The sequence below is a fragment of the Umezawaea endophytica genome (assembly GCF_025061645.1).
Classification (GTDB): Bacteria; Actinomycetota; Actinomycetes; order Mycobacteriales; family Pseudonocardiaceae; genus Umezawaea; species Umezawaea endophytica.
Genome location: NZ_JANYMP010000008.1, coordinates 50,033 through 72,380 on the forward strand (window position 1 = coordinate 50,033; position 22,348 = coordinate 72,380).

The window sequence follows — 22,348 nt, forward strand, 5'->3', positions numbered from 1 at the left end:
CCATCCTAACACGCCGGGCAATCCCCTCACCGGCCTCAGGAGTTGGGTAATGGCTGGTCAGGGCCATGCGGGGGGTTGACAAACCACCTGTTTACGTGCCACACCTATGGTCGGACGCTCTCCGCTCACGTCCCAGGTGCGGCCGAACGCGCCCTCCGGGGCACCACGTTCCGCCTGTCGAACGCCACCCGGTTAGGCTCCTGCACTGGTGGTCGGCCCTGTTCCCGGGGCAGGCCCTATCGCCGGTACACCAGGAAGGATCCTGCAACCGTGGGTCGCGCAGAGCAGAAGTCCCGCCTCGCCGTCGTGGTCGCGCTCGCTACGGGCCTCGGGCTCGCCGCGGCCGGGTGCAGCGCCGGGCAGATCACGCAGACCGACACCCAGGTCGCCACGGTCGACGGCGCCTCGGGCAACATCGGTGCCATCGCGGTGCGCAACGCGCAGTTCGCCTTCCCGGTCTCCGGCCACGAGTACAAGGAGGGTGACGAGGCCGCGGTCGTCGTGACGATCGCGAACAACGCCACCACCGCCGACAAGCTCCTCTCGGTCACCGGCGAACTCGGCGCGGCCGAGCTGAGCGGTGACGTCGACCTGGAGCCGCAGACCTCCGTCGCGTCGCTGTTCGCCGAGCTGGACCGCAGCAGCAGCGCCCCCTCGGTGACCCTGACCTCCGCCCCGTCGGGCAGCTCGTCGGCGCCGTCCTCGTCGGCCTCGTCGTCGTCGACGGCGGGCTCTTCCGTCACCGGCTCCTCGTCGGCGGGGTCGTCGTCCGTCACCGGCAGCAGCTCGCCGACGAGCGGCGTGTCGACCTCCGCTTCCAACCGGCCGACGTCCTCGGCCGCGCCCGCGAAGCCCGGCAAGATCGCCATCGTGGTCAAGCTGACGAAGGAACTCCGCCCCGGCCACACCGCCAAGGTCACCTTCCTGTTCGAGAAGGCTGGGCCGCTCACGCTGGACCTCCCAATCGGCGCCGACCCGAAGCCCCGCCCCGAAGGCAAGTCCGAACACTGAGTTCTTGGTCGCTGCTCCGCAGACTCCGGCTCGGCCGCCTGTAGTCGGCAGTTCGTGCCCCGATTTTTTCGAGTTGGGCAGAGACTTCGTCACCGCCCAACTCGAAAAAATGGTGACCCGACCTACCGACGCGGCCTCGCGGGACTGAGGCCGTCCGCCGTTGTCGGTGCGGTGATCTAACGTCTGCGGCGTGCCAAACAAGGTTCGTGCGACTCGTCCGCAGTACCGGTGCGCGGAGTGCGGGTTCGAGTTCGCCAAGTGGGTCGGCCGGTGCTCTGAGTGCCAGGCCTGGGGGAGCGTCGAGGAGCGCGGGTCGGCCACGCCGCTCGCGCGGATCGTGGCGGGTGCGCCGACGTCGAAGGCGCGGCCGATCGGCGAGGTCGACATCGAGTCCGCGCGGGCCACGAAGACCGGTGTGGACGAGCTGGACCGGGTCCTCGGCGGCGGCATCGTGCCCGGTGCCGTCGTGCTCATGGCGGGCGAGCCGGGTGTCGGCAAGTCGACGCTGCTGCTGGAGGTCGCCTACCAGTGGTCGTCGAAGGTGGGCCGGAGCCTCTACCTGACCGGTGAGGAGTCCGCGGGCCAGGTGCGGTTGCGGGCCGAGCGGACCGGCAACCTGCACGAGGAGATGTACCTCGCGGCCGAGAGCGACCTGTCGGCGGTGCTCGGGCAGGTCGACGAGGTCAAGCCGAGCCTGCTGATCATCGACTCGGTGCAGACCATGTCGTCGATGAACGTCGACGGCGTGGCGGGTGGCGTCAGCCAGGTGCGGACGGTGGCGGCCGGCCTGATCGCGCTGGCCAAGGAGCGCAACCTGCCGGTCGTGCTGGTCGGCCACGTCACCAAGGACGGTTCGGTGGCCGGGCCGAGGGTGTTGGAGCACCTGGTCGACGTGGTCCTCCAGTTCGAGGGCGACCGGCACTCCACGCTGCGGCTCCTGCGCGGCATCAAGAACCGCTACGGCGCGGCCGACGAGGTCGGCTGCTTCGAGCTGCGCGACGACGGCATCATCGGCGTCCCCGACCCGTCCGGGCTGTTCCTGAGCCGCCGCGACCAGGCCGTCGAGGGCACCGCCGTGACGGTGATCGTGGAGGGCAAGCGGCCCATGCTCGGCGAGGTGCAGGCGCTCGTCGCGAAGACGAACCTGCCCGCGCCCCGCCGCGCGGTCAGCGGCCTGGACTCGGCGCGGATCGCGATGGCGCTGGCCGTGCTGGAGAAGCGCGGCAAGGTCAACCTGTTCCAGAAGGACGTGTTCACCGCGACCGTCGGCGGCATGAAGCTCACCGAACCCGCGGCCGACCTGGCCGTGGTGCTCGCCGTGGCGTCGGCGGAACGCGAGATCGCCCTGCCCGCCGACCTCGTGGTGCTGGGCGAGGTCGGCCTGGCGGGCGAGATCCGCCGCGTCAACGGCGTCGGCAAGCGGCTCGCGGAAGCGCTGCGCCTGGGCTTCACGAAGGCCCTGGTCCCCCCGGACGCGGGCCCGCTGCCGGAGGGGGTGCGCGCGCTGGTGGCGCACGACCTGTTCACGGCGCTGGACGTCCTGGGGCTGAACAAGGGGAAGTGAAGGCGCCTACCGGCTGCTGGTCGCGTCCGGACGGCCCTTCGGGGTCGTGGAGCGGCCGGTGGAGCGGCCCGTTGCGGAGCGGGAGGAGCGGCGGGCGCGGGTGGGGCGGAGCTGGTGGCCGTGGCGGTCTTCGTTCATCGCTGGTCCTCGCTTGCTCTCCGGCTTGGCTGGGGCACCTCCAACACGGACGTGGGTCGGGAACGGTTCAACGGAAACGCCGAAGGCCCCCGCGGCGTCGCCGTGAGGGCCTTCGGGACCGGGTGTTCTACTGCGCGGACAGCAACTGGGCGCAGCGGATCAGGCCCAGGTGGCTGTACGCCTGCGGGTGGTTGCCCAGCGAGCGCTCGGCGACCGGGTCGTACTCCTCGGGCAGCAGGCCCGTGGGGCCCGCGGCGTCGACCATCTGCGCGAACAGCTCCTCGGCCTCCGTGCGCCTGCCGGTGAGCAGGTAGGCCTCGATCATCCAGGCCGCGCACAGGTGGAAGCCGCCCTCGTCGCCGGGCAGGCCGTCGTCGCGGCGGTAGCGGTAGACGGTCGAACCGCTGCGCAGCTCGGCCTCGATCGCCGTCACCGTCGACTGGAAGCGCTCGTCCGCCGGGTCGATCAGACCCGACAGCCCCACGTGCAACGACGCCGCGTCCAGGTCGTAGTCGTCGTACGCTGTGGTGAACGACTGGGCCTCGTCCTTCCACCCGTTCTTCAGCACGTCGGTGGAGATGGTGTCCCTCAGCACGGGCCACGACGGGTCGACGGTACGGCCGTAGGTCTCCGCCAGCTTGACCGCGCGGTCGATCGTGACCCAGCACATGACCTTCGAGTACACGTGGTGGCGCGGCGCGTGCCGCTCCTCCCAGATGCCGTGGTCCGGCTCGTGCCAGCGCCTCGCGACGGCTTCGGCCATGGCCTGCACCATCAGCCAGTCCTGGTCGGTCACCGAGCCGCGGGCCTCCGCCAGCGCCACGACGAGGTCGACCACGGGGCCGAAGACGTCGAGCTGGACCTGCTGGTTCGCGAGGTTGCCCACGCGGACCGGGCGGGAACCGGCGTAGCCGGGGAGGGTGTCGATCACGGCTTCCGCGCCGAGCATGGTGCCCTGCAACGTGTACAGCGGGTGCAGCCGCTCCGGGCCGGGCAGCGTGGCGAGGACGCCGTGCACCCAGCCGAGGAACGCCTCGGCCTCCGCCGTGGAACCCACCGACACCAGCGCCTGCGCGGTCAGCGCCGCGTCGCGCAGCCAGCAGTAGCGGTAGTCCCAGTTGCGGATGCCGCCCAGCTCCTCGGGCAGCGACGTCGTCGCGGCGGCCATGATCGCGCCGGTGTCGGCGTGCACGAGGCCTTTCAACGTCAGCGCCGAGCGGGACACCAGCTCGGTCTGCAACGGCGGGAGCTTGAGCGTCGCCGCCCAGTCCGACCAGTAGGCGCCCGCGCGTTCACGGCGGTCCGCCTCGCTGAGCGTGGCGTCGGACAGGTCGTCCGTGCCGCAGCGCAGCTCCAGCAGCACCGGTGCGCCCTCGCGCGGCCGGACGACCGCGCGAGCGGTCTCCTGGAGGCCGTCCGAGGTGATCTCCCAGTCGACGCCGGGGGACCGCAGCACCATCGGGTCGGACGTGCCGACCACGCGCAGGCCGTCGCGCTCGCGCAGCAGCCGCACGGGCACCTGGCCGAACTCCGGCCGCGGCGCGAACGTGATCACCGCGTTGGTGGAGCCGCTGATCCGCCGGACCAGGTCCGTGCGGTGCGAGGCGCTGAAGTGGTCCAGGTAGTCCGACACGAGCAGCCGGGACCACCGGGTCTCCACGATCATGGTTCCGGGCACGTAGCGCTGGCCAAGCGGCAGCGAGCCGTGCTCGGGCTTGATCGAGAAGTGGCCCGCCTCCGGGCCGCCGAGCAGGTCCGCGAAGACCGCGGCCGAGTCCGGCTCCGGGTGGCACAGCCAGTTGATCCGCGCGTCGGGCGTGACCAGCGCGACGGACCGCTCGTTGGCGAGCATCGTCAGCCGCTCGATCGGCACGGCCTGGTCGCCGTGCAGCCAGTTCCGCCGCTCCTCCAGGAGGAACGCCAGCACCGTGGCGACGTCGGTCGTGTCGTCGATCGTGTACTCGGCCAGTGACTCGCCCTCGCCGACCTTGATGCCGACGTCCGGCCCGGACAGCCGGGCGAACGCCTTCTCGTCGGTCACGTCGTCGCCGACGAACACCGCGGCGGTCGCGCTGACCCGGTGGCGCAGCACGTCGAGCGCGTGGCCCTTGTCGGTCTGCACGACGGCCAGCTCGACGACGGCCTTGCCCTCGGTGACGTGGACGCCGTCCCAGGTGCACGGGCCGGAGCGGACCGCGTCGAGCACGGACTGGCCGACGGAGGCCTCGGCGCGGCGGACGTGCACGGCGATGCTGGCGGGCTTGACCTCCAGGCCCACGCCCTCGTTGCCCGCCACCAACTGCTCCAGCTCGGCTTCGAGCCTGCGGTGCAGCGCCTTGGCGTCGGCGTCGAGCGCGTGCACGAAGCCGACGTCGAACTCGGAGCCGTGCGATCCGACCAGGTGCACCTCGGACGGGAGTCGCGAGAGCGTCGCGAGGTCCCGCAGGGCGCGGCCGGAGATGACTGTCGTGGTGGTCTCGTGGAGCCCGGCCAGTGAGCGCAGCGCGCCCACCGACTCGGGCAGCGGGCGGGCCTGTTCGGGGTCGGCGACGATCGGTGCAAGTGTCCCGTCGTAGTCGCACGCCACGAGCAGTCGTGGGGTGCGAGCCAACTGCACGATCGCTCGGCGCAGGTCCGCGGGGAGGGCCTCGGCGGTCAACGCCCCTCCTCAGTCTTATTCGATGGGACAGGTCATGGTGTCTGAAATGATTCAGATCGCCGTCTGCGTGCCGAGCGCTTCGAGGAACGACCGCGCCCAACGGTCGACGTCATGGGTCAGAACTTGGCGTCGCAGGGCGCGCATCCTACGGCGGCCTTCGGCGGGGTCGATGGTGAGGGCGGACTCCAGCGCGTTCTTCACCCCGTCCAGGTCGTGCGGGTTCACCAGGTACGCGCTGGTGAGTTCGGCGGCTGCTCCGGCGAACTCGCTGAGCACCAGTGAACCACCGAGGTCGTACCTCGTGGCCACGTACTCCTTGCAGACCAGGTTCATGCCGTCGCGTACAGGGGTCACCACCATGACGTCCGCGGCGCTCATGAACGCGGCCAGCTCCTCGCGGTCGACCGACTGGTGCAGGTAGTGCACGACCGGCCGCCCGACCCTGGCGAACTCCCCGTTGATCCGGCCGACGATCTGCTCGATGTCGCCCCTCATCTGCTTGTAGTGCTCGACGCGCTCGCGGCTCGGGGTGGCGAGCTGCACCATCGCCACGTCCTCCGGGTCGATCCGGCCGTTCTCCAGCAGCTCGTGCAGCGCGCGCAGCCGGACGTCGATGCCCTTGGTGTAGTCGAGGCGGTCCACGCCCAGCAAAATCTTCTTCGGGTTCCCGAGGTCGGACCGGATCTGCTTGGCCCGCGCCTGTACGTCCTTCTTGCGCGCCAACGCGTCCAGCCCGGCCGAGTCGATCGAGATGGGGAACGCGCCCACGCGCACCGTGCGGTCGCCGACCTGCACGACACCGGGCCGGGTGCGCACGCCGACCGCGCCGCGGCTGGGCTCCAGGCCGACGAGGCGGCGGGCCAGCCAGAGGAAGTTCTGCGCGCCGCCGGGGCGGTGGAACCCGACCAGGTCCGCGCCCAGCAGCCCGCGGATGATCTCCGTCCGCCACGGGAGCTGCATGAACAGCTCTACCGGCGGGAACGGGATGTGCAGGAAGAAGCCGATCTTCAGGTCGGGGCGCTGCTCGCGCAGCATCGCCGGGACGAGCTGGAGCTGGTAGTCCTGCACCCACACCGTCGCGCCCTGCGCGGCGACCTTCGCGGTCGCGTCGGCGAAACGCTGGTTGACCCGCGTGTAGGCGTTCCACCAGTGCCGGTGGAACGCCGGGGGCGCCACGACGTCGTGGTAGAGCGGCCAGAGCGTGCCGTTGGAGAAGCCCTCGTAGTAGTCCTGCACCTCGTCGGCGCTCAGCCGCACCGGGTGCAGTTGCAGGCCCGCCTCCTCGAACGCCTCGACCTCGGCGTCGGCGACGCCCGGCCAGCCGATCCACGCCCCGCTGTGCGTGCGCAGGAACGGCTCCAGGGCGCTGACCAGCCCGCCTGGGCTGTGCTTCCACCGCTGGGTGCCGTCCGGAAGCCGTTCAAGGTCGACCGGGAGGCGGTTCGCCACAACCAGGAAATCCGCCCCGTTCTCGCCAATGCCGCTCACCGGAAAAGCGCCTCCTGTGCTCGATTCGCCCAGCCTGAGGGTAGAGGGCCGGTACCTCGGGGAATGCCCTCGCGTAGCACCTGTCACACCGAGTTCACCCGAGTCGACGAAGTGCGCGTCGTCACGAACCTCCGTTCGAGTCGGCTCAGCCCGCTGCGCACCGGCCGGGCGAGGTGCTCGCCGAGGACGACGCCGCCCGCGAGCGCCAGCGCGATGCCGGTCGCCAGCACGAGCGTCGACAGGCCTTCGGAGTCGCCTTCGGCCGTGAGCTGGTAGAGCCCGCGGTAGATGGTCCAGCCGGGCAGCAGGGGCGTTATCCCCGCCACCGACACGACCAGCGTCGGGATCCGCAGCCGCCGCGACAGGACCGCGCCGCCGAACCCGACGAGCGTCGCCGCGACGGCCGAACTGGTGATCGCGTTGGTCCCGGTCACCGCGAGCAGCCCGTACGACGTCGTGCCCACCGCGCCCGCGACGGCCGCGACCAGCAGCGCCCTCGGCTGGGCGTAGCTCGCCATCGCGAAGCAGAACGACGTCGCCGCGCCCGCCGCGAACTGCACCGGCACGTCGGTGATCAGGGCGGGCAGCGGTTCGGCCAGCGATGTCCGGACACCGAACTGGACGCCCGCCCGCAGCGCCAGCGCGACCCCGGAGATGAGGCCCGCGGTCAGCAGGACGATCTCCATCGTCCGGCCCGCCGCGGTCACGTTGTATCCGCTGATCGCGTCCTGCACCGTGCTGACCAGCGACAGGCCCGACAGCAGCACGACGATGCCCACCGCCACCAGCATCGACGGCCGCACGGTCGGCAGCAGGTCCGTCGCGTACATCGCCAGCGCCACGACCGTCGCCAGCCCGCCGCCGACGACCTGCTGGAAGAAGAACGGCAGGTTCCGCCGGTTCAGCAGCCGCCCGACCCGGTCGATCACCGCGGTCACGACCGCCGCCAGCACCGCCAGCACCAGCCCGCCGCCCACGAGCACCGCGACCGCAGCCGCCATCCCCGCCCACGCCGTCGTGGCGACCCAGCGCGGGTACGGGTGCGGCGCGGTGGTGATCCGGTCAAGCTCGGCGTACGCGTCGCGGGCCGTCACCGTGCCCGCCTTCATCCGGCCGATGAGGTGCTCCAGCTCCGCGAGCCGGGTGAAGTCCAGGCTCCGCGACCGCACCACCCGCAGTGTGGTGATGGGCGCCGCCTCCGTGCCCCGGTGGCAGCACACCGTGATCGCGGTGAACGTCACATCCACCTCGGTGTGGGGAAGGCCATACGCGCCGGTCACGTCGATGATCGTGGCCGTGACGTCCGCCGCCCCGACCCCGCTCGCCAACTGCGCCTCACCGACCCGCAGCGCCAGGTCCAGCACCAGGTGCACCGTCGCCTCGTCCAGAGGCTCGGGGCCGAACACCGCGCTGAGCGGTTCGTGCTGGTCAGCGCCAGTTTTCCTGGTGCGGCGCAGCCAACCGGCGCGTCCACGACCGAAGCCCACCCGGAGCCACCTCCTCTGGTTCGTCCCGTGGCAAATCGGGTCGCCACGCCCGACCGTTGCACACTTCGGTCTGTGTTGTCGGACACCCCTGAACGGGTTACCCAGGCAGGGGGATCCGGTCACGCAGAGTTGATCATGGAGTGGTGGTGGTCAGGGGGTCTGTGCAGGGGTTTCACGTTCTGCGGGAGACGTCCGAACGTGGCCGGTGACTCCATTCGGAGCAGTCGACGCGCACCTGGTCCACGACGTTCGCCGCAGGTAGCAGCCCCTGCGGGCGCTTAGGATGTCCCAGGCTCTTTTGGCCGCGCCGGTGTAGCTCAATTGGCAGAGCACTCGCCTTGTAAGCGAAAGGTTAGGGGTTCAAGTCCCCTCACCGGCTCCACTCCCGGTCAGCGCTGTGCGCGGGCCGGGACGCGGACCGATGATCCGATCGGGTTCCGCGCTCGCGGGTCCGCGGTCGACCGCACGCGGGAGCGGTTGACCGCATGCGGTGTTTGCCGGAAGTGGTCGAACACCTGTTCACGTTGCTCTGCGCGTCGTGGGCATGGCCCTGCGCCGTGCGGGCGAAGAACTCGATTTCAGGTAACTCCTGACGGAGTTTGCGCGACCCACTAACCACCTGAACATGACACGTCGTGTCGAATAGTGTTACGCGCTACTCATTGGCATGACGTGCCTCCCCAAGAGGAGGCTGAAATGGTAAAAGATTTCGTATTTGGTGTCGATCTCGACGGAGTTTGCGCGGATTTCTATGGCAAGATGCGCGCGGTGATGGCGGAATGGCGTGGCGTCGACGTGGAGACGCTCACGCCGCACGTGTCCTACGGACTGCCCGAGTGGGGACTCCTGCCGAACGAGTACGGCAGGCTGCACAGGTTTGCCGTCACGCAGCGCGACCTGTTCCTGTCCGTCGACCCGGTACCAGGTGCCGCCCAAGCGATTCGCCGTCTCGGCACCGAGGGTGTTCGCATTCGGATCATCACGCACCGACTGTTCATCCGGTACTTCCACAAAATAGCCGTGGCGCAGACAGTGGACTGGCTGGACAGGCACGGAATCCCGTACTGGGACCTCTGCTTCATGCGGGACAAGGCATTGGTCGACGCTGATGTCTACGTAGAGGACTCGCCGGAGAACATCGAGCGCCTCCAGGAGGCGGGAAAAGTGGTCGTGGCGTTCACCAACTCGACGAACGTGCACATGCATCCGGGTCCGGTGCTGCGGGCGGACAACTGGACGTCGGTAGAGGAGATCGTCCGCGATCGCTACTACGGCTGGCTGCGCAAGGCGAACAAGAAATTGCCGGAGGCGCCTGGCCACGAGCCACCCTGGCCGAACTGCCGGCACGTCTCGTGAGGTAGCAGCTCGTCCACACCAGTTGCCTCCCCGTCCGGGCCGGGCTGCTCGTCCCTGGTGGACATGACATCGTGAGCCCTATGGCCTACCTCCCGGAAGAGTCGCGCTACGACCGGATGTCCTACCGCAGGTCGGGGCGCAGTGGATTGAAGTTGCCCGCCATCTCGTTGGGCCTCTGGCACAACTTCGGTGACGACCGGCCGTACGAGTCCGGGCGGGCGATCGTGCGGCGGGCGTTCGACCTCGGTATCACGCACTTCGACCTGGCGAACAACTACGGCCCGCCGTACGGGTCTGCCGAGGCGAACTTCGGGCGGTTGCTGGTCGACGACCTGCGGCCGTACCGGGACGAGCTGGTGGTCTCGACCAAGGCGGGCTACGACATGTGGCCGGGGCCGTACGGTGACTTCGGGTCGCGGAAGTACCTGCTGGCGTCGTTGGACCAGTCGCTGGGGCGGATGGGGCTGGACTACGTCGACATCTTCTACTCGCACCGGTTCGACCCGGAGACGCCGCTGGAGGAGACCGTCGGCGCGCTGGTGAGCGCCGTCCAGCAGGGCAAGGCGCTGTACGTCGGCGTCTCGTCCTACTCGGCGACGAAGACCCGCGAAGCCGCCGAACTGCTCCGCCAGGCCGGGGTGCCGCTGCTGATCCACCAGCCGTCGTACTCGATGCTGAACCGCTGGATCGAGCCGGACCTGCTGGACGCGCTGGAGGAGATCGGCGCGGGCTGCATCGCGTTCTCGCCGCTCGGCCAGGGGATGCTGACCGACAAGTACCTCGGCGGGGTGCCGGAGGGGTCGCGGGCGACGCAGGGCAAGTCGCTGTCGACGGACCTGCTGTCCGACGAGAACCTGGCCCGTGTGCGGGCGCTCAACGAGATCGCTTCTGGCCGCGGGCAGTCGTTGGCGCAGCTCGCGCTGACGTGGACGCTGCGGGACCCGCGGGTCACGTCGGCGCTGATCGGCGCCAGCTCGGTGGGGCAGCTCGAGGACAACGTCGCCGCGCTGGACGCGCCGCCGCTGACCGACGACGAGATCGCGGCGATCGACGAGCACGCCGTCGAGTCCGGGATCGACCTCTGGGCGCCGTCACACGCCGTCTAGGCGGATGGTGAACGCGGTGCGGCCGGGCTCGCCCGCCAGCTCCAGGGTGCCGCCGTGCGCGGCGACCAGGGAGTGCGCGACGGCGAGTCCGAGGCCGCTGCCGCCGCGGTTGCGGGCGCGGGAGTCGTCGACGCGGTAGAAGCGGTCAAAGATGCGGGACCGGTCGGCCTCGGGGATGCCGGGGCCGGAGTCCGCGACGACGACGCCGGTCCGGAACACGGTCACCGACACGGGCGTGCCGGGCGGGGTGTGCACGGCGGCGTTGGTGAGCAGGTTGTCGAGCACCTGCCGCAGCCGCATCGGATCGGCCCGCAGCCGGACCTCGCCCGTGCCGAAGTCCGTGGTCAGCGGGTGGTCCGGGTAGGCGGCGGCGAACGCGCTCGCGGCGTCCGACGCCAGCTCGGCGAGGTCCACGTCCTGGAGCCGCAGCGGTGCCTCGACCTCGGCGGAGTCCAGCCGCGCGAGCAGCAGCAGGTCGTCCAGCAGCAGGCTCATCCTGGCGGCCTCGCCGCGCATCCGCTCCAGGTGCGCCTCGCGCTCCGCGGGCTCGTTGGCCGCGGCGTAGCGGAACAGGTCGGCGTAACCGCGCAACGACGTCAGCGGGGTGCGCAGCTCGTGCGAGGCGTCCGCGACGAACCGGCGCAGCCGCTGCTCGGCCGCCGTGCGGGCCGCCAACGACGAGTCGATGTGGTCGAGCATCGTGTTGAACGCCGTCCGCAGCTCCTCGACCTCGACACCGCCGCCCTCCCCGGAAGCGCGCACCGGCAGCCGCCCGGAGTCGGTCAGGTCGCGCGTCGAGATGGTGTGCGCGGTGTCCGCCATGTCGCTCAACGGCCGCAGCCCGCGCCGCAGCACCCCGCGCCCGACCAGCACGAACGCGACCAGCGCCGCCAGGAACACCACGATCTCCAGGCTGATCAGCTCCCGCAGGATGCTGTCGCGGTCGCCGGTCGGGGCCGCGCTGACCAGCACCACGCCGTCGATGACGCCGCACGCCCGCACCCGGTACGTGCCCTCGCCGTCGAGGTGGACGGTCCGGTAGACGTCGCCGCCCCTGGCCTCCTTGGCGACCTCGGTGAGGTCCTCCACGTCACGGGGCCGCTCGCCGCTCTTGGGCTCGGCCCGGTCGTCCTCGACGGTGAAGACGATCGAGTACCAGCCCTGCGGCACCTTCTTCACGGTGCCGAGGTTCTTGACCGACTCGGTCTCCGCGAGCTGGGTGATCCGCATCTGTTCGTCGAGCTTGCCGTCCAGGTAGCTCCGCATGCTGGTCGCCATGACCGTGCCGACGGCCGCGAACACGACCAGCGCCAGCGCTCCGAGGCCCAGCACCAGCCGCGTGCCGAGGCTGAGCTTCCGCAGCCGCGGCCTCGTCACGGAGACGCCTGCCGCAGCACGTAGCCGACGCCGCGGACGGTGTGGATCAGCGGCTCCTCGCCGTCGTCGAGCTTGCGCCGCAGGTGCGACACGACCAACTCCACCACGTTGGAGCGCCCGCCGAAGTCGTACTCCCACACGTGGTCGAGGATCTGCGCCTTGGTCAGCACGGCCGGGGAGCGGCGCATCAGGTAGCGCAGCAGCTCGTACTCGGTGGGTGTGAGCGTGACGGTCCGGGAGCCCCGCCGGACCTCGCGGGTGTCCTCGTCCAGCGCGAGGTCGCCGACCTTCAGCACCGACCGCTGCCACGCCGGGCCGGTGCTGCGGCGCAGGACGGCGCGGAGCCTCGCCATCAGCTCCTCGACGGAGAACGGCTTCACCAGGTAGTCGTCGCCGCCCCTGGTGAGACCGGCCACCCGGTCGGCCGTGCCGTCGCGCGCCGTGAGGAACACCACGGGCACCATCGTGCCGGACTCGCGCAGCCGGTCCAGGACGGAGAACCCGTCGATGTCCGGCAGCATCAGGTCGAGCACCACGATGTCGGGGTGGAAGTCGATCGCTTCCTTGACGGCGGCCTGGCCCGTACCAGCGGTTACGGCCTGCCAGCCCTCGTAGCGGGCCACCGTGGCGACCAGGTCTGCGATGTGCGGCTCGTCGTCGACGACGAGCAATCGAACCGAATCGGCCTTGTCCACGTGCACATGGTGCGGCACCGCTCCTCCGGGGGCGAGACGATCGGGACCCTCCACGCCGATCAACAGCTAGTCGACAGCATCTCCTCAGTCGACGCTTAGCTGGGCCAACCAAGCTGCGAGGAGACAACGGCCAAGAGGAGTTCGCCCCGTGACCACCGTTCAGACACCGCCAGGCGTGGCGCAGGTCCAGGCAACGGGCACCAGTCCCAAGACCGTCGCCAGGACCGGCCTGTACGCGCTGATGGGCGCCAACGTCGTCGCCGTGACCTACTTCTTCGCCCAGAGCGGCTTCGGCACGAACGCCCTGCTGCTGCTCGGTCGCGTCACCGGCCTGTACGCCGCGCTGACGATGGCGTTCCAGTTCGTCCTGATCGCCCGGCTGCCGTGGTTCGACCGCAGGCTGGGGATGGACCGGCTGACGACGTGGCACCGCTGGACCGGCTTCACGCTGCTGTGGACGCTGCTCGCGCACGCCGTCTTCATCACCCTCGGGCTGGCGCAGCAGTCGGAGCTGTCGCCGGTCGACCAGTTCGTCGACCTGGCGACCACGGTCGAGGGTGTGCTGCGGGCGATCGTCGCGCTGGTGCTGATCATCGTGATCGGTGGCGCGTCCGCCAGGTTCGCCCGGCGCCGGATGGCCTACGAGACCTGGCACTTCATCCACTTCTACGCCTACGTGGCCGTGGTGCTGGCGTTCACCCACCAGGTCGCCGTCGGGTCGACGTTCGTCTCGTCGCCCGCCGCGACCGCCTACTGGTGGGGCCTGTGGGCGTTCGCGCTCGGCTCGGTGGTGCTCGGCCGGTTCGTCCTGCCGCTGTGGCGCAACCTGCGCCACCAGCTCCGGGTCGCCGCCGTCGTGCCGGAGGCGCACAACGTGGTGTCGATCTACATCACGGGCAAGGACCTGGACAAGATCCCGGCGAAGGCGGGCCAGTTCTTCCTGTGGCGCTTCCTGACCCCCGACCGTTGGTACAAGGCCAACCCGTTCTCGCTGTCCGCCGCGCCGGACGGCCGGTCGCTGCGGCTCACGGCGAAGGCGCTCGGCGAGGGCAGCGCGAGCCTGCGCGGCATCCGGGTCGGCACCCGCGTGTTCGCCGAGGGCCCGTACGGCGCGTTCACGTCGATGCACCGCACGAGGCCGAACACCGTGCTGGTCGCGGGTGGCGTCGGCATCACGCCGATCCGGGCGCTGCTGGAGGAGATCCGCGGCCACGTGGTCGTGCTGTACCGGGTCAGCAACCCGAACGACGCCGTGCTGATGAACGAGATGCGCAGCCTGGCCCACGCCCGCGGCGCGGTCCTGCACCTGCTGACCGGGCCGTCCAGCGCGCCGACGCCCCGCGGTCCGATGCTCGGCCCGCAGAGCCTGGTCGGGATGATCCCGGACATCCGCGACCGCGACGTGTTCGTCTGCGGCCCGCCCGCGATGACCCGCGCGGTGCTGGACAGCCTCCGGGAACTCGAGGTGCCCAAGCAGCAGGTGCACGCCGAACGCTTCAGCATGGCCGGTTGAGAGAGGACGACATGAAGATCCACAGGGCGATCCCCGTCGCCGTGCTGTCCGTGGCCGGGCTCGTGCCGCTCTGGCAGTACGAGGCGCACACCGCGACCACCACCGAGGCCGCCGCCGAGGTCGGCATCGTGCCCGAGGCGCAGACCCGGGCCACGTCCGAGCCGCCCACGTCGAGCAAACCCGCCGACTCGGGCTACGGCACCGGGGCGCCACCCACGACCACGACCAAGCCGCCCGCCACGGCCGCCGCGAAGACGGTCAACGGCAAGCTGGTCAAGACCGTCCACGGCGACGTCCAGGTGCAGGTCACGTTCACCGGCGCCAAGATCACCGCGGTCAAGATGCTCAAGCAGCCCAACACCGGCCCGACGAAGTCGGCCGTGCCGACACTGGTCCAGGAGACCCTCCAGGCCGGGACCGCGGACGTCGACAGCGTGTCGGGCGCGACCCAGACCAGCGAGGCCTACGTCCAGTCGTTGCAGTCCGCCATCGACGCCAAGGGGAACTAGCCGTGCTCACCGGTCTGCGCAGGGTCGAGCACATCATGGGGTTCCCCATCTCGGTGGACCTGCGCGACGGCGACGAGCGGTCGCACGACGCGGTGGAGGGGGCGTTCGCCTGGCTGCGCGAGGTGGACGCCCGCTTCAGCCCGTTCCGCGAGGACAGCGAGGTCGCCCGCCTCAGCCGGGCGGAGCTGGAGCCCGAGGAGCTCAGCGACGAGCTCACCCAGGTGATCGACCTGTGCGACTTCTACGAGGAGAGCACCGGCGGCGCGTTCAAGTCGTGGCTGCCGGGGCGCGGGTTCGACCCGTGCGCCATCGTCAAGGGCTGGGCCGTGCAGGGCGCGGCCGAGATGCTGCACGACGCGGGCGCGCGCCGGTTCTGCGTGAACGCGGGCGGCGACGTGGTCACGTTCGGCGAGTCCGAGCCGGGCGTGCCGTGGCGGGTCGGCGTGCGGCACCCGGAACGCGCGGACCAGCTCTGCGTGGTGCTCGAACTGCGCGACGGCGCCGTGGCCACGTCCGCGTCCTACGAGCGCGGCGACCACATCATCGACGGCCGCACCGGCGAACCGGCCCGCGGCCTGATCAGCATCACCGTCGTCGCGGCGGACCTGACGACGGCCGACGCGGCGGCCACGGCCGCGTACGCGATGGGCGTCGAGGGCATCACCTGGGCGGCGGCCCAACCCGGCTGCGAGGTGTTCGCGGTCGACTCGGAGCGCCGGGTGTTCCGCTCGCCGGGGCTGCCGGTGGCTAGCTAGCCGTCCGGTACCGCATGCCGTCGAGCAGCAGGTCGAGCATCCGGCCCGCCTGCTCGCGGCGTTCCGGCGCGCCCGCGGCGAGCGCGACGCCGCTCAGGCTCAGCAGCACGTCGTCGGTGCTCACGTCCGTCCGGGTCACGCCCGCGCCGCCGGTCGCCGCGAGCAGCGTGCCGAGCGCGTCCAACAGGCGCTGCCTGCTGTGCGCGAACGGGTCGCCGCCCGAGGAGACCACCGCGTGCAGCGCGTCCTTCATGCCCATCTTCGTCGTCACGTAGTCGAGGAAGCGGTCCATCCACGTCCGCAGCGCCTCCTCGGCGCCGACCGAATCGACGAGGTCCGCCGCCGCGTCGCAGACCGCGTCCAGTTGCGTCCGGTACGCCGCTTCGATGAGCGCCTCCCTGGTCGGGAAGTGCCGGTAGAGCGTGCCCATCCCGACGCCCGCGTCCTTGGCGATCATGTCGACGGTCGCGTCCAGGCCCTGCTCCACGAACAGGCGGGACGCGGACGCCAGCAGCCTGTCCCGGTTGCGCCGGGCGTCCGCGCGCAGCGGCTTCGGATCGGTTCCCGGCACCGTGCCACCTCCTCTGCCGCTCGCGCGGAGTTCGCTCCGCTTCAGCCTACCGGCCGCTAGCTCGCGAAACGGGACAGCCGGAGCCCGGACAGCAGCAGGTGCAGGCCGTGCTCGAACCGCTCGTCGGGGTCGGAGCCCAGTTCGGCCCTCGCCCGCGCGGTCAGCGGGAAGCGGTCGTCCGACTCCGGTGTGGACTGATCGGTCCGCTCGGCCTGCTCCTCGATGGTGAAGCCCTGGACGTAGGAGTAGACGGACGTGATGCCGCGCGCCGCGTCCCGGACGGTGAACCCGGCGTCGCACAGGGTGCGCAGGGCGAGTTCCATGGGACGGCCGAGCGCGGCGTGGCTCAGGTAGGTGCCGGACAGGACGCGGGCGCCGTCGCGGTAGCGGAGCATCGTCGACCGGAGCCCGCGCGCGATCTCGGCGGTCCACTCCACCCAGGACTCGCCGCGCCGCGGGGTCTCCAAACCGGACAGCGCGTCGGCGAAGATCGTCGCCGCCATGCCGTCGAGCAGTTCCCGCTTGTTCTTCACGTGCCAGTACAGCGCGGGCGCCTGGACGTCGAGCTCCGCGGCGATCCGGCGCAGGGTCAGGCCGTCCAGGCCGACCTCGTTGAGCTGGTCTAGCGCGGTCCTCACGACGACCGTCCGGTCCAGGCGCATCGGGACACCATAAGCGCGCCAACGGGAATCGGCCGGGAGGAGGTGTCGGAGCGTCGACCGGGGGTGACGGTGCGCACAGGGCTCTGCTATCTTGCTGTGCAAGGGAGTTCTGCTCCCGCTCCACGGATGTTGATCAAGAGCAAGTCGGGTTTCGCGCTCGGGGTGAGACCCGAACTGCTGTGGACCAACCCGTGGATGAACGGCCCCGCGCACTCGTCTTCGGGAGCTTGTGCGCAGGGGCCGTTCGCCTTTTCCGCTGTGGTCAGACGTACCGCGACTCGTCGAACTCCTCGCCGGACGCGGACCTCCCGAGGTCGCGGCCGAGCTCGGTCAGCTCGTCGACGAGTTCCAGTCCGACGAGCCAATCCCTTGGCAGCGCGGCGGTTCCGTGCAGCGCGCCGAGGATGTTGCCGGTGAGCGCCGCCGTCGCGTCACTGCCGCCCGAGTGGTTCGCCGCCGCGCGGAGCGCGTCCACGAACTCGGACTTGCGCGGGTACACGAGGACGGTGTGGACGGCTATCGCCAACGCCTCCGGCCCGGTCCACCCGCTGCCCAGCCGGTCGACGCGCACCGAGTCCAACCCGAGTTCGCGGTGCTCCTCGGCGAACACGACGGCGCGGTTCAACGCGTTCGCCGTGTACGGGTCGTCGCGCAGCACCCGGCCGATCACCTGGTCCACCGCCTCGCGCACCGGTCTGCCGCGCACCGCGAGCAGGTGCACCAGCAGCGCCAGCGCCCCACCGGACACCCAGCCGCCCGTGCCGCCGTGCGTGAGCGCGGCGAACCGGCAGCCGAGGTCGTAGGCGATGGCCGCGCTCGGCGCGAACCCGGCGGGCGCGGTGCGCGTGACGCCGTTGCAGCCCGACGACTCGTTGTGCGGCGCCTCCGGCGTCGGCGGCACGTCCGCCGCCAGCGCGCGCAGGCACGTGAGGCCCGGCGACCGGCTGGAGTACAGCCGCTCGTTGGCCAGCAGGCCCGTGGCGCCCGGCTCGGGCGCGGCGATCTGCTGCGTGATCAGCCACCGCCGGTAGCTGTGCCAGACCGTCTCGATCGGCTCCCAGCCGCCCGTCTTGCGGCCGTGCACGTAGGCCCGCAGGTATCCGTCCGCGGTGAACAGGGTGAGCTGCGTGTCGTCCGTGATCAGCGCGGGCCGAGGAGGCGCCACCACCCCACCGGGACCGTGGTCGCGCTGGATGTCGGCCCAGCCCAGGTACTGCACCGGTGCGCCCAACGCGTCGCCGAGCGCCCCTCCGAGCAGGCACGCGGCTCCACGGTCGACCACCGCCAAAGGGTCGCGCGGCACATGCCCTCCTGCTCTGCCGGTCGTGAGCCCAGAACCCTAGTCGTCCCGTCCACGTCCGGTCAGGGGAGTCGTGCGTTACCGAACCAAGTTGATGTGGCAGGTATCTGACAGAGGGGTTGCCACACCTGAACCAGTGACTGGTCGAACACCGGAGGCGGGGGTGGAGGTGGGCATGGCGGACGGGGGGAGCGACGCCCGGAGCGGTACCGGACTGGAGTTCGGGGTGCTCGGGCCGCTCCAGGTGCTCGCCGACGGCCGTGCGCTGGTGCTCGGGCGGAAGGGGATGCGCGGGCTGCTCGCCATGCTGGTGCTGGAGGCGAACCGGGTCGTGCCGATCGACGAGATCGTCGACCGGATCTGGACGGACGACCCGCCGGCCACCGCCCGCACCATCGTCCACGGGTACGTGTCGAAGCTCCGCAAGCTGCTGGAGGAGGCCGACCCGACCGGGTCCGCGGCCATCCTGACCAGCCCGCCCGGCTACCAGTTGTCGGTCGACCCGTGGCGGCTCGACCTGCACCGGGCCCGTCAGCTCATCTCCTCCGCGCGCGGCAAGCCCGCGCCGACGAGGGCCGGGCTGCTGCGCGAGGCGCTCGGGCTGTGGCGCGGTCAGGTGCTGGCCGACGTGCCGGGCAACCCGATCACCACCGACCTGGACGAGCTGCGGCTGTCGGCCGTCGAGGAGCGCATCGACGCCGAGCTGGAGCTCGGCCGCCACCTCGAACTCGTCGGCGAACTGCGGCAGCTCGTCACCGAGCACCCGTTCCGCGAACGGCTCGTCGCGCACTCGATGCGCGCCCTCTACCGGTCCGGCCAGCGCGCCGACGCCCTGGAGGCCTACCAGCGGTTCCACCGGCGCGCCGTGGAGGAGCTGGGCATCGACCCCGGCCCCGACCTGCGGCAGCTCCACGAGCAGGTGCTGCGCGACGACCCGGTGCTCAGCGACCCCGGAGGCACCGACCGCCGGGTCGTGGAACCGCGGCCGGGTGTCGTCGTACCGCAGCAGCTACCCGCCGCGGCGAGCGGGTTCATCGGCCGCGGCGCCGAACTGGGCTGGCTGGACCGGCTGTGCGAGCAGCGCGACCTGTCCGCGACCACGATCGCCGTGATCGACGGCGCGGCGGGCATCGGCAAGACCGAGCTGGCCGTGACCTGGGGCCACCGCAACGCCGAGCTGTTCCCCGGCGGGTCGCTGTTCGCGCCGATGCACGGCTTCGACGGCGACCGCAGGCCGGTCGAGCCCGCCGAGGTGCTGGCCCGGTTCCTGCACGCGCTGGGCGTGCCGTCCGACGCCGTGCCGAACGACCTGCCGGACCGCGTCGGCCTCTACCGCTCGCTGCTGGCCCGCCGCCGCGTGCTGGTCGTGCTGGACGACGCCTGGAGCCCGGACCACGTCCGGCTGCTGCTGCCGCCCGGCGCGGGCTCCGTGGTGCTGGTCACCTGCCGCCGCAGGCTCGAAGGCCTCGTGGTGAGCAACAGCGCGCGGATGCTCACGGTGGGGGCGCTCAGCGCCGCCGAGTCGATCAGGCTGGTGGACGAGGTCGTCGGCGAACCCGTGTCGGAACGGGACCCGGTGGCGGCGCGCAAGCTGGTCGAGCTGTGCGGGTACCTGCCGCTGGCGCTGCGCATCGCGGCGGCCCGGCTGGCGATGAGTCCGGAGTGGACGGTCGAGGAGCTGGTCGCCGAGCTGTCCGACGACGACAACCGGCTGAGCGTGCTCGACCTGCCGGACGCGGGTGTCGGCGTCCGGCGCGCGCTGGAGGTCTCCTACCGCGCGCTGTCCCCGGAACTGGCGAGCTCGTTACGGGCGGCCGGCTTGGTGCCCGGCCGGTGGGTGAGCCCGCACGCCGTCGCCGCGGTCACCGGCGTCGACGTCGCCACCGCGGGTTCCCGGCTGTCCGACCTGGCGGACGCGCACCTGCTGGAACAGCCGTGGAGCGGCGGGTTCGTGCTGCACGACCTGGTCCGGCTGTTCGTCCGCGAGGTCGCGGGCGACCCGGAGGCCGCCCTGCGCGCGTTGATGCGGCACTACCTGGCGGCGTGCGACCAGGCCCGCAGGCTCATCCGGCCGAGCAAGGACGGCCTGGCGTTCACCGACGCCACGACCTCCGACGGACCTTCCTCGTCGGCGGGCGCGCTGGCCTGGTTCGACCGCGAGTGGCCCAACATCGTGGCGCTGGTGCACGCCGGGTCGGAAGCCGGTCTGCACCAGCAGGTCTGGCAGCTCGTGCGACTCGTCCACACCTACTGCTTCGCCAGGACCGTCGTGCGCGAGTGGGTCGCGCTCGTCGGGTTCGGGCTGGCGTCCGCGCGGGTCAGCGGCGACGAACTCGGCGAGATGCTGCTGCTGCACGCCGTCAACGCCACCAGCGCCCGGCTGGGGATGCTGGCGTCGTCGTTACCCGAAGCCCGGCGCGCGCACCGGATCGCCGTCGCCCTCGGCGACCCCCGCTACCAGGTGCTGACGCTGGGCCAGCTCGCCAACGCGCTCGCCGCCGTCGGCGACCACGAGGAGGCCCTGCTGCACCACTGGGCGTCCATCGACCTCGCCAAGCGCGAGGACGACGCGCTCGGCCAGGCCGCCGGGCTGAACAACGTCGCGCAGGTCGAGCAGGCCCTCGGCCGCCGGGAGATCGCCGCCGCCCACCAGTTCCAGGCGATGGAGATCTACCACCGCTCGGGCGACGAGCGCGCCTACGTGCTGGCGGTGAACAACCTCGCCGAGCTGTACGCCGAGCTGGGACGGCTCCGCGAAGCGGAGGAGTACGCCAGGCAGGGCGTCGAGCTGGCCCATTCGGGCGCGATGCCGTTCGAGGAGGCGTTCGGGCGGCAGGTGCTCGGCGCGGTGCTCGCCCGCCGCGCCGAACGGGTCGCCGCGCAGGCGGAGCTGACCGAGTCGCTGCGCCTGTTCGAGCAGGTCGGCTCACCCCGCGCGGTGCTGGTCAGAACCGCGCTGGAGGTCTTGAGCACCGAGGTTTAGCGGCTGTTTAGCCCCGTGGGCGCGGGGTCTGGCAATTTGGTCTTGGGCGCTGATCAAGCACTGGCTGCTCAGCGTCCGGGTGGCACTTGAGGGGGGAACTCAAGGGGGGAGCCACCCAAACCGGTCGGCCGGCATTCGGGGGAGAGTGCCGGCCGACCGGCCTTTTCACGGGGAGCTGGGAATCGCTAGTCCGCGCTCACGGGGAGCAGCTCGGGGCGTTTCGGGGCGAGGCCGTCGCCGGTGGATTCGCCCCTGACGAGCCTGCCGACGAACGGCATGACGTGTTCACGGGCCCACCTCAGGTCGCGGCGGCGCTGCGTCATCCAATCGGACTCCTCCGAAGGGGGCCACGGGGTGTCCCACGCCTCTTCGGTCTGGTAGCCGAGGACTTCGGCGGTCCGCAGCGCCACGCGGTGGTGGCCCTCCGGCGAGAGGTGGAGGCGGTCCTCGCTCCAGGCCCTCGGGTCGTGCAGGACGGACATCGCCCACAGGTCCACGACGTGGCAGTGGTAGCGGTCGGCGACGGACCACAGGTGCGTGTTGTAGATGGCGATCTTGCCGCGCAGCGAGCGCAGCAGCGGCGTGGTCTTGGTGTCGAAGCCGGTGAAGACGATGACCTCGCTGCCCGCGGCGCGGAGGTCGGCGACGGCGATCTCGTAGATCTCGGCCAGCGCGTCCGGGTCGGTGCCGGGGGTGAGGATGTCGTTGCCACCCGCGCAGAACGCGACCAGGTTCGGCTTCAACGCCGCGGCCAGCGGGAGCTGCTCCTCGACGATCTCGTGCAGGGTCTTGCCGCGGATGGCGAGGTTGGCGTAGCGGAAACCGCTGTGGTGGGGGGAGATCAGCGCGGCGAAGCGGTCCGCCCACCCCAGGAAGTGGCCGTCGGGGCCGGGGTCGTCCATGCCCTCGGTGAAGCTGTCCCCGATTGCGACGAAGCTGTTCAAGTCCTGCACCTGCGATCCCCTCCCTCTGCGCGACCGGCCCCGATCCCCTCCGAGGTCGCGCGAACAGCGTGCCTCCGGCTCGTACGACCGCGCCACTGAGGTGGGAGCACCGTAGTCGGCGGTCGCCACCGAGGTAAACCCGATTGGCCGGGAATGGATTCCCGTGTGCGACCTTGGTTATGCGGTCGTGTCTTTCACTCACTCTTTCGAGGGAGGGATGCGCTTGTTGG

The 22,348-nt window shown here is 71.2% G+C and carries 18 protein-coding genes and 1 tRNA gene; 9 read left to right on the forward strand and 10 right to left on the reverse strand.

Annotated features, from left to right (window positions below; all coding sequences use genetic code 11):
• Window positions 1-270: 270 nt before the first annotated feature.
• Window positions 271-1,011 carry a copper chaperone PCu(A)C domain-containing protein gene (locus tag NZH93_RS18265; RefSeq protein WP_259624319.1) on the forward strand — a complete coding sequence of 247 codons (741 nt, stop codon included), beginning with the start codon at window positions 271-273 and terminating at the stop codon, window positions 1,009-1,011.
• 190 nt (window positions 1,012-1,201) lie between these two features.
• Window positions 1,202-2,575 carry a DNA repair protein RadA gene (gene radA, locus NZH93_RS18270; RefSeq protein WP_259624320.1) on the forward strand — a complete coding sequence of 458 codons (1,374 nt, stop codon included), beginning with the start codon at window positions 1,202-1,204 and terminating at the stop codon, window positions 2,573-2,575.
• A gap of 6 nt (window positions 2,576-2,581) precedes the next feature.
• On the opposite strand, the gene NZH93_RS18275 is transcribed toward radA, so the two are convergent.
• From NZH93_RS18275 to NZH93_RS18290, 4 genes are all read right to left on the reverse strand, one after another.
• Window positions 2,582-2,713, reverse strand: a complete 132-nt coding sequence (locus tag NZH93_RS18275; RefSeq protein WP_259624321.1) for a hypothetical protein — start codon at window positions 2,711-2,713, stop codon at window positions 2,582-2,584.
• Window positions 2,714-2,840: 127 nt separating this feature from the next.
• Window positions 2,841-5,372 carry a trehalose-phosphatase gene (gene otsB, locus NZH93_RS18280; protein WP_259624322.1) on the reverse strand — a complete coding sequence of 844 codons (2,532 nt, stop codon included), beginning with the start codon at window positions 5,370-5,372 and terminating at the stop codon, window positions 2,841-2,843.
• Window positions 5,373-5,423: 51 nt separating this feature from the next.
• Window positions 5,424-6,860 carry an alpha,alpha-trehalose-phosphate synthase (UDP-forming) gene (locus tag NZH93_RS18285; protein ID WP_259624323.1) on the reverse strand — a complete coding sequence of 479 codons (1,437 nt, stop codon included), beginning with the start codon at window positions 6,858-6,860 and terminating at the stop codon, window positions 5,424-5,426.
• Between the two features lie 83 nt (window positions 6,861-6,943).
• Window positions 6,944-8,347, reverse strand: a complete 1,404-nt coding sequence (locus NZH93_RS18290; protein WP_372506678.1) for a threonine/serine exporter family protein — start codon at window positions 8,345-8,347, stop codon at window positions 6,944-6,946.
• A 306-nt stretch (window positions 8,348-8,653) separates the two neighbouring features.
• Here NZH93_RS18290 and NZH93_RS18295 point away from each other — a divergent pair.
• The 3 genes from NZH93_RS18295 (at window position 8,654) to mgrA (ending at window position 10,809) form a co-directional block, all read left to right on the forward strand.
• Window positions 8,654-8,729: transfer RNA gene (locus NZH93_RS18295), tRNA-Thr, on the forward strand.
• Window positions 8,730-9,043: 314 nt separating this feature from the next.
• Window positions 9,044-9,703, forward strand: coding sequence for a 5' nucleotidase, NT5C type (locus NZH93_RS18300; RefSeq protein WP_259624324.1), 660 nt, complete (start codon window positions 9,044-9,046; stop codon window positions 9,701-9,703).
• Window positions 9,704-9,783: 80 nt separating this feature from the next.
• On the forward strand, window positions 9,784-10,809 hold the full coding sequence (mgrA, locus tag NZH93_RS18305) for an L-glyceraldehyde 3-phosphate reductase (protein WP_259624325.1): 1,026 nt from the start codon (window positions 9,784-9,786) through the stop codon (window positions 10,807-10,809).
• Here mgrA and NZH93_RS18310 read toward each other — a convergent pair.
• Both NZH93_RS18310 and NZH93_RS18315 read right to left on the reverse strand, forming a co-directional pair.
• A complete protein-coding gene (locus tag NZH93_RS18310; protein WP_259624326.1) occupies window positions 10,795-12,186 on the reverse strand; it encodes a sensor histidine kinase in 1,392 nt (463 codons plus the stop codon). The genes mgrA and NZH93_RS18310 overlap by 15 nt on opposite strands.
• Window positions 12,183-12,881, reverse strand: coding sequence for a response regulator transcription factor (locus NZH93_RS18315; RefSeq protein WP_259624327.1), 699 nt, complete (start codon window positions 12,879-12,881; stop codon window positions 12,183-12,185). The genes NZH93_RS18310 and NZH93_RS18315 overlap by 4 nt, the downstream gene beginning before the upstream one ends.
• Before the next feature lie 148 nt (window positions 12,882-13,029).
• Here NZH93_RS18315 and NZH93_RS18320 point away from each other — a divergent pair, with 148 nt between their 5' ends.
• The 3 genes from NZH93_RS18320 to NZH93_RS18330 are packed head-to-tail and all read left to right on the forward strand — an operon-like array spanning window position 13,030 to window position 15,658.
• Window positions 13,030-14,394, forward strand: a complete 1,365-nt coding sequence (locus NZH93_RS18320) for a ferredoxin reductase family protein (RefSeq protein ID WP_259624328.1) — start codon at window positions 13,030-13,032, stop codon at window positions 14,392-14,394.
• Between the two features lie 11 nt (window positions 14,395-14,405).
• On the forward strand, window positions 14,406-14,903 hold the full coding sequence (locus tag NZH93_RS18325; protein ID WP_259624329.1) for an FMN-binding protein: 498 nt from the start codon (window positions 14,406-14,408) through the stop codon (window positions 14,901-14,903).
• A gap of 2 nt (window positions 14,904-14,905) precedes the next feature.
• Complete coding sequence (locus tag NZH93_RS18330) at window positions 14,906-15,658, forward strand: FAD:protein FMN transferase (RefSeq protein ID WP_259624330.1); 753 nt, start codon at window positions 14,906-14,908, stop codon at window positions 15,656-15,658.
• Here the strand turns inward: NZH93_RS18330 and NZH93_RS18335 are convergent.
• The 3 genes from NZH93_RS18335 to NZH93_RS18345 all read right to left on the reverse strand — a co-directional run bounded on the left by NZH93_RS18335 (window position 15,651) and on the right by NZH93_RS18345 (window position 18,173).
• Window positions 15,651-16,229, reverse strand: a complete 579-nt coding sequence (locus NZH93_RS18335; RefSeq protein WP_259624331.1) for a TetR/AcrR family transcriptional regulator — start codon at window positions 16,227-16,229, stop codon at window positions 15,651-15,653. The two genes, NZH93_RS18330 and NZH93_RS18335, sit on opposite strands and share 8 nt — an antisense overlap.
• Before the next feature lie 56 nt (window positions 16,230-16,285).
• A complete protein-coding gene (locus tag NZH93_RS18340; RefSeq protein WP_259624332.1) occupies window positions 16,286-16,891 on the reverse strand; it encodes a TetR/AcrR family transcriptional regulator C-terminal domain-containing protein in 606 nt (201 codons plus the stop codon).
• Between the two features lie 262 nt (window positions 16,892-17,153).
• Window positions 17,154-18,173 (reverse strand): ADP-ribosylglycohydrolase family protein, encoded by a 1,020-nt coding sequence (locus NZH93_RS18345; protein WP_259624333.1) that lies wholly within the window; start codon window positions 18,171-18,173, stop codon window positions 17,154-17,156.
• 193 nt (window positions 18,174-18,366) lie between these two features.
• On the opposite strand from NZH93_RS18345, the gene NZH93_RS18350 reads away from it, so the two are divergent.
• Window positions 18,367-21,174 (forward strand): AfsR/SARP family transcriptional regulator, encoded by a 2,808-nt coding sequence (locus NZH93_RS18350; RefSeq protein ID WP_259624334.1) that lies wholly within the window; start codon window positions 18,367-18,369, stop codon window positions 21,172-21,174.
• Window positions 21,175-21,359: 185 nt separating this feature from the next.
• On the opposite strand, the gene NZH93_RS18355 is transcribed toward NZH93_RS18350, so the two are convergent.
• Window positions 21,360-22,127, reverse strand: coding sequence for an SGNH/GDSL hydrolase family protein (locus NZH93_RS18355; protein ID WP_259624335.1), 768 nt, complete (start codon window positions 22,125-22,127; stop codon window positions 21,360-21,362).
• Between the last annotated feature and the right edge of the window lie 221 nt (window positions 22,128-22,348).

Coding starts and splice junctions, on each gene's coding strand:
- NZH93_RS18340 (WP_259624332.1), bottom strand. CDS start 16,891: ATGCGCCTGGACCGGACGGTCGTCGTGAGGACCGCGCTAGACCAGCTC.
- NZH93_RS18275 (WP_259624321.1), bottom strand. CDS start 2,713: ATGAACGAAGACCGCCACGGCCACCAGCTCCGCCCCACCCGCGCCCGC.
- mgrA (WP_259624325.1), top strand. CDS start 9,784: ATGGCCTACCTCCCGGAAGAGTCGCGCTACGACCGGATGTCCTACCGC.
- NZH93_RS18350 (WP_259624334.1), top strand. CDS start 18,367: ATGGCGGACGGGGGGAGCGACGCCCGGAGCGGTACCGGACTGGAGTTC.
- NZH93_RS18300 (WP_259624324.1), top strand. CDS start 9,044: ATGGTAAAAGATTTCGTATTTGGTGTCGATCTCGACGGAGTTTGCGCG.
- NZH93_RS18325 (WP_259624329.1), top strand. CDS start 14,406: ATGAAGATCCACAGGGCGATCCCCGTCGCCGTGCTGTCCGTGGCCGGG.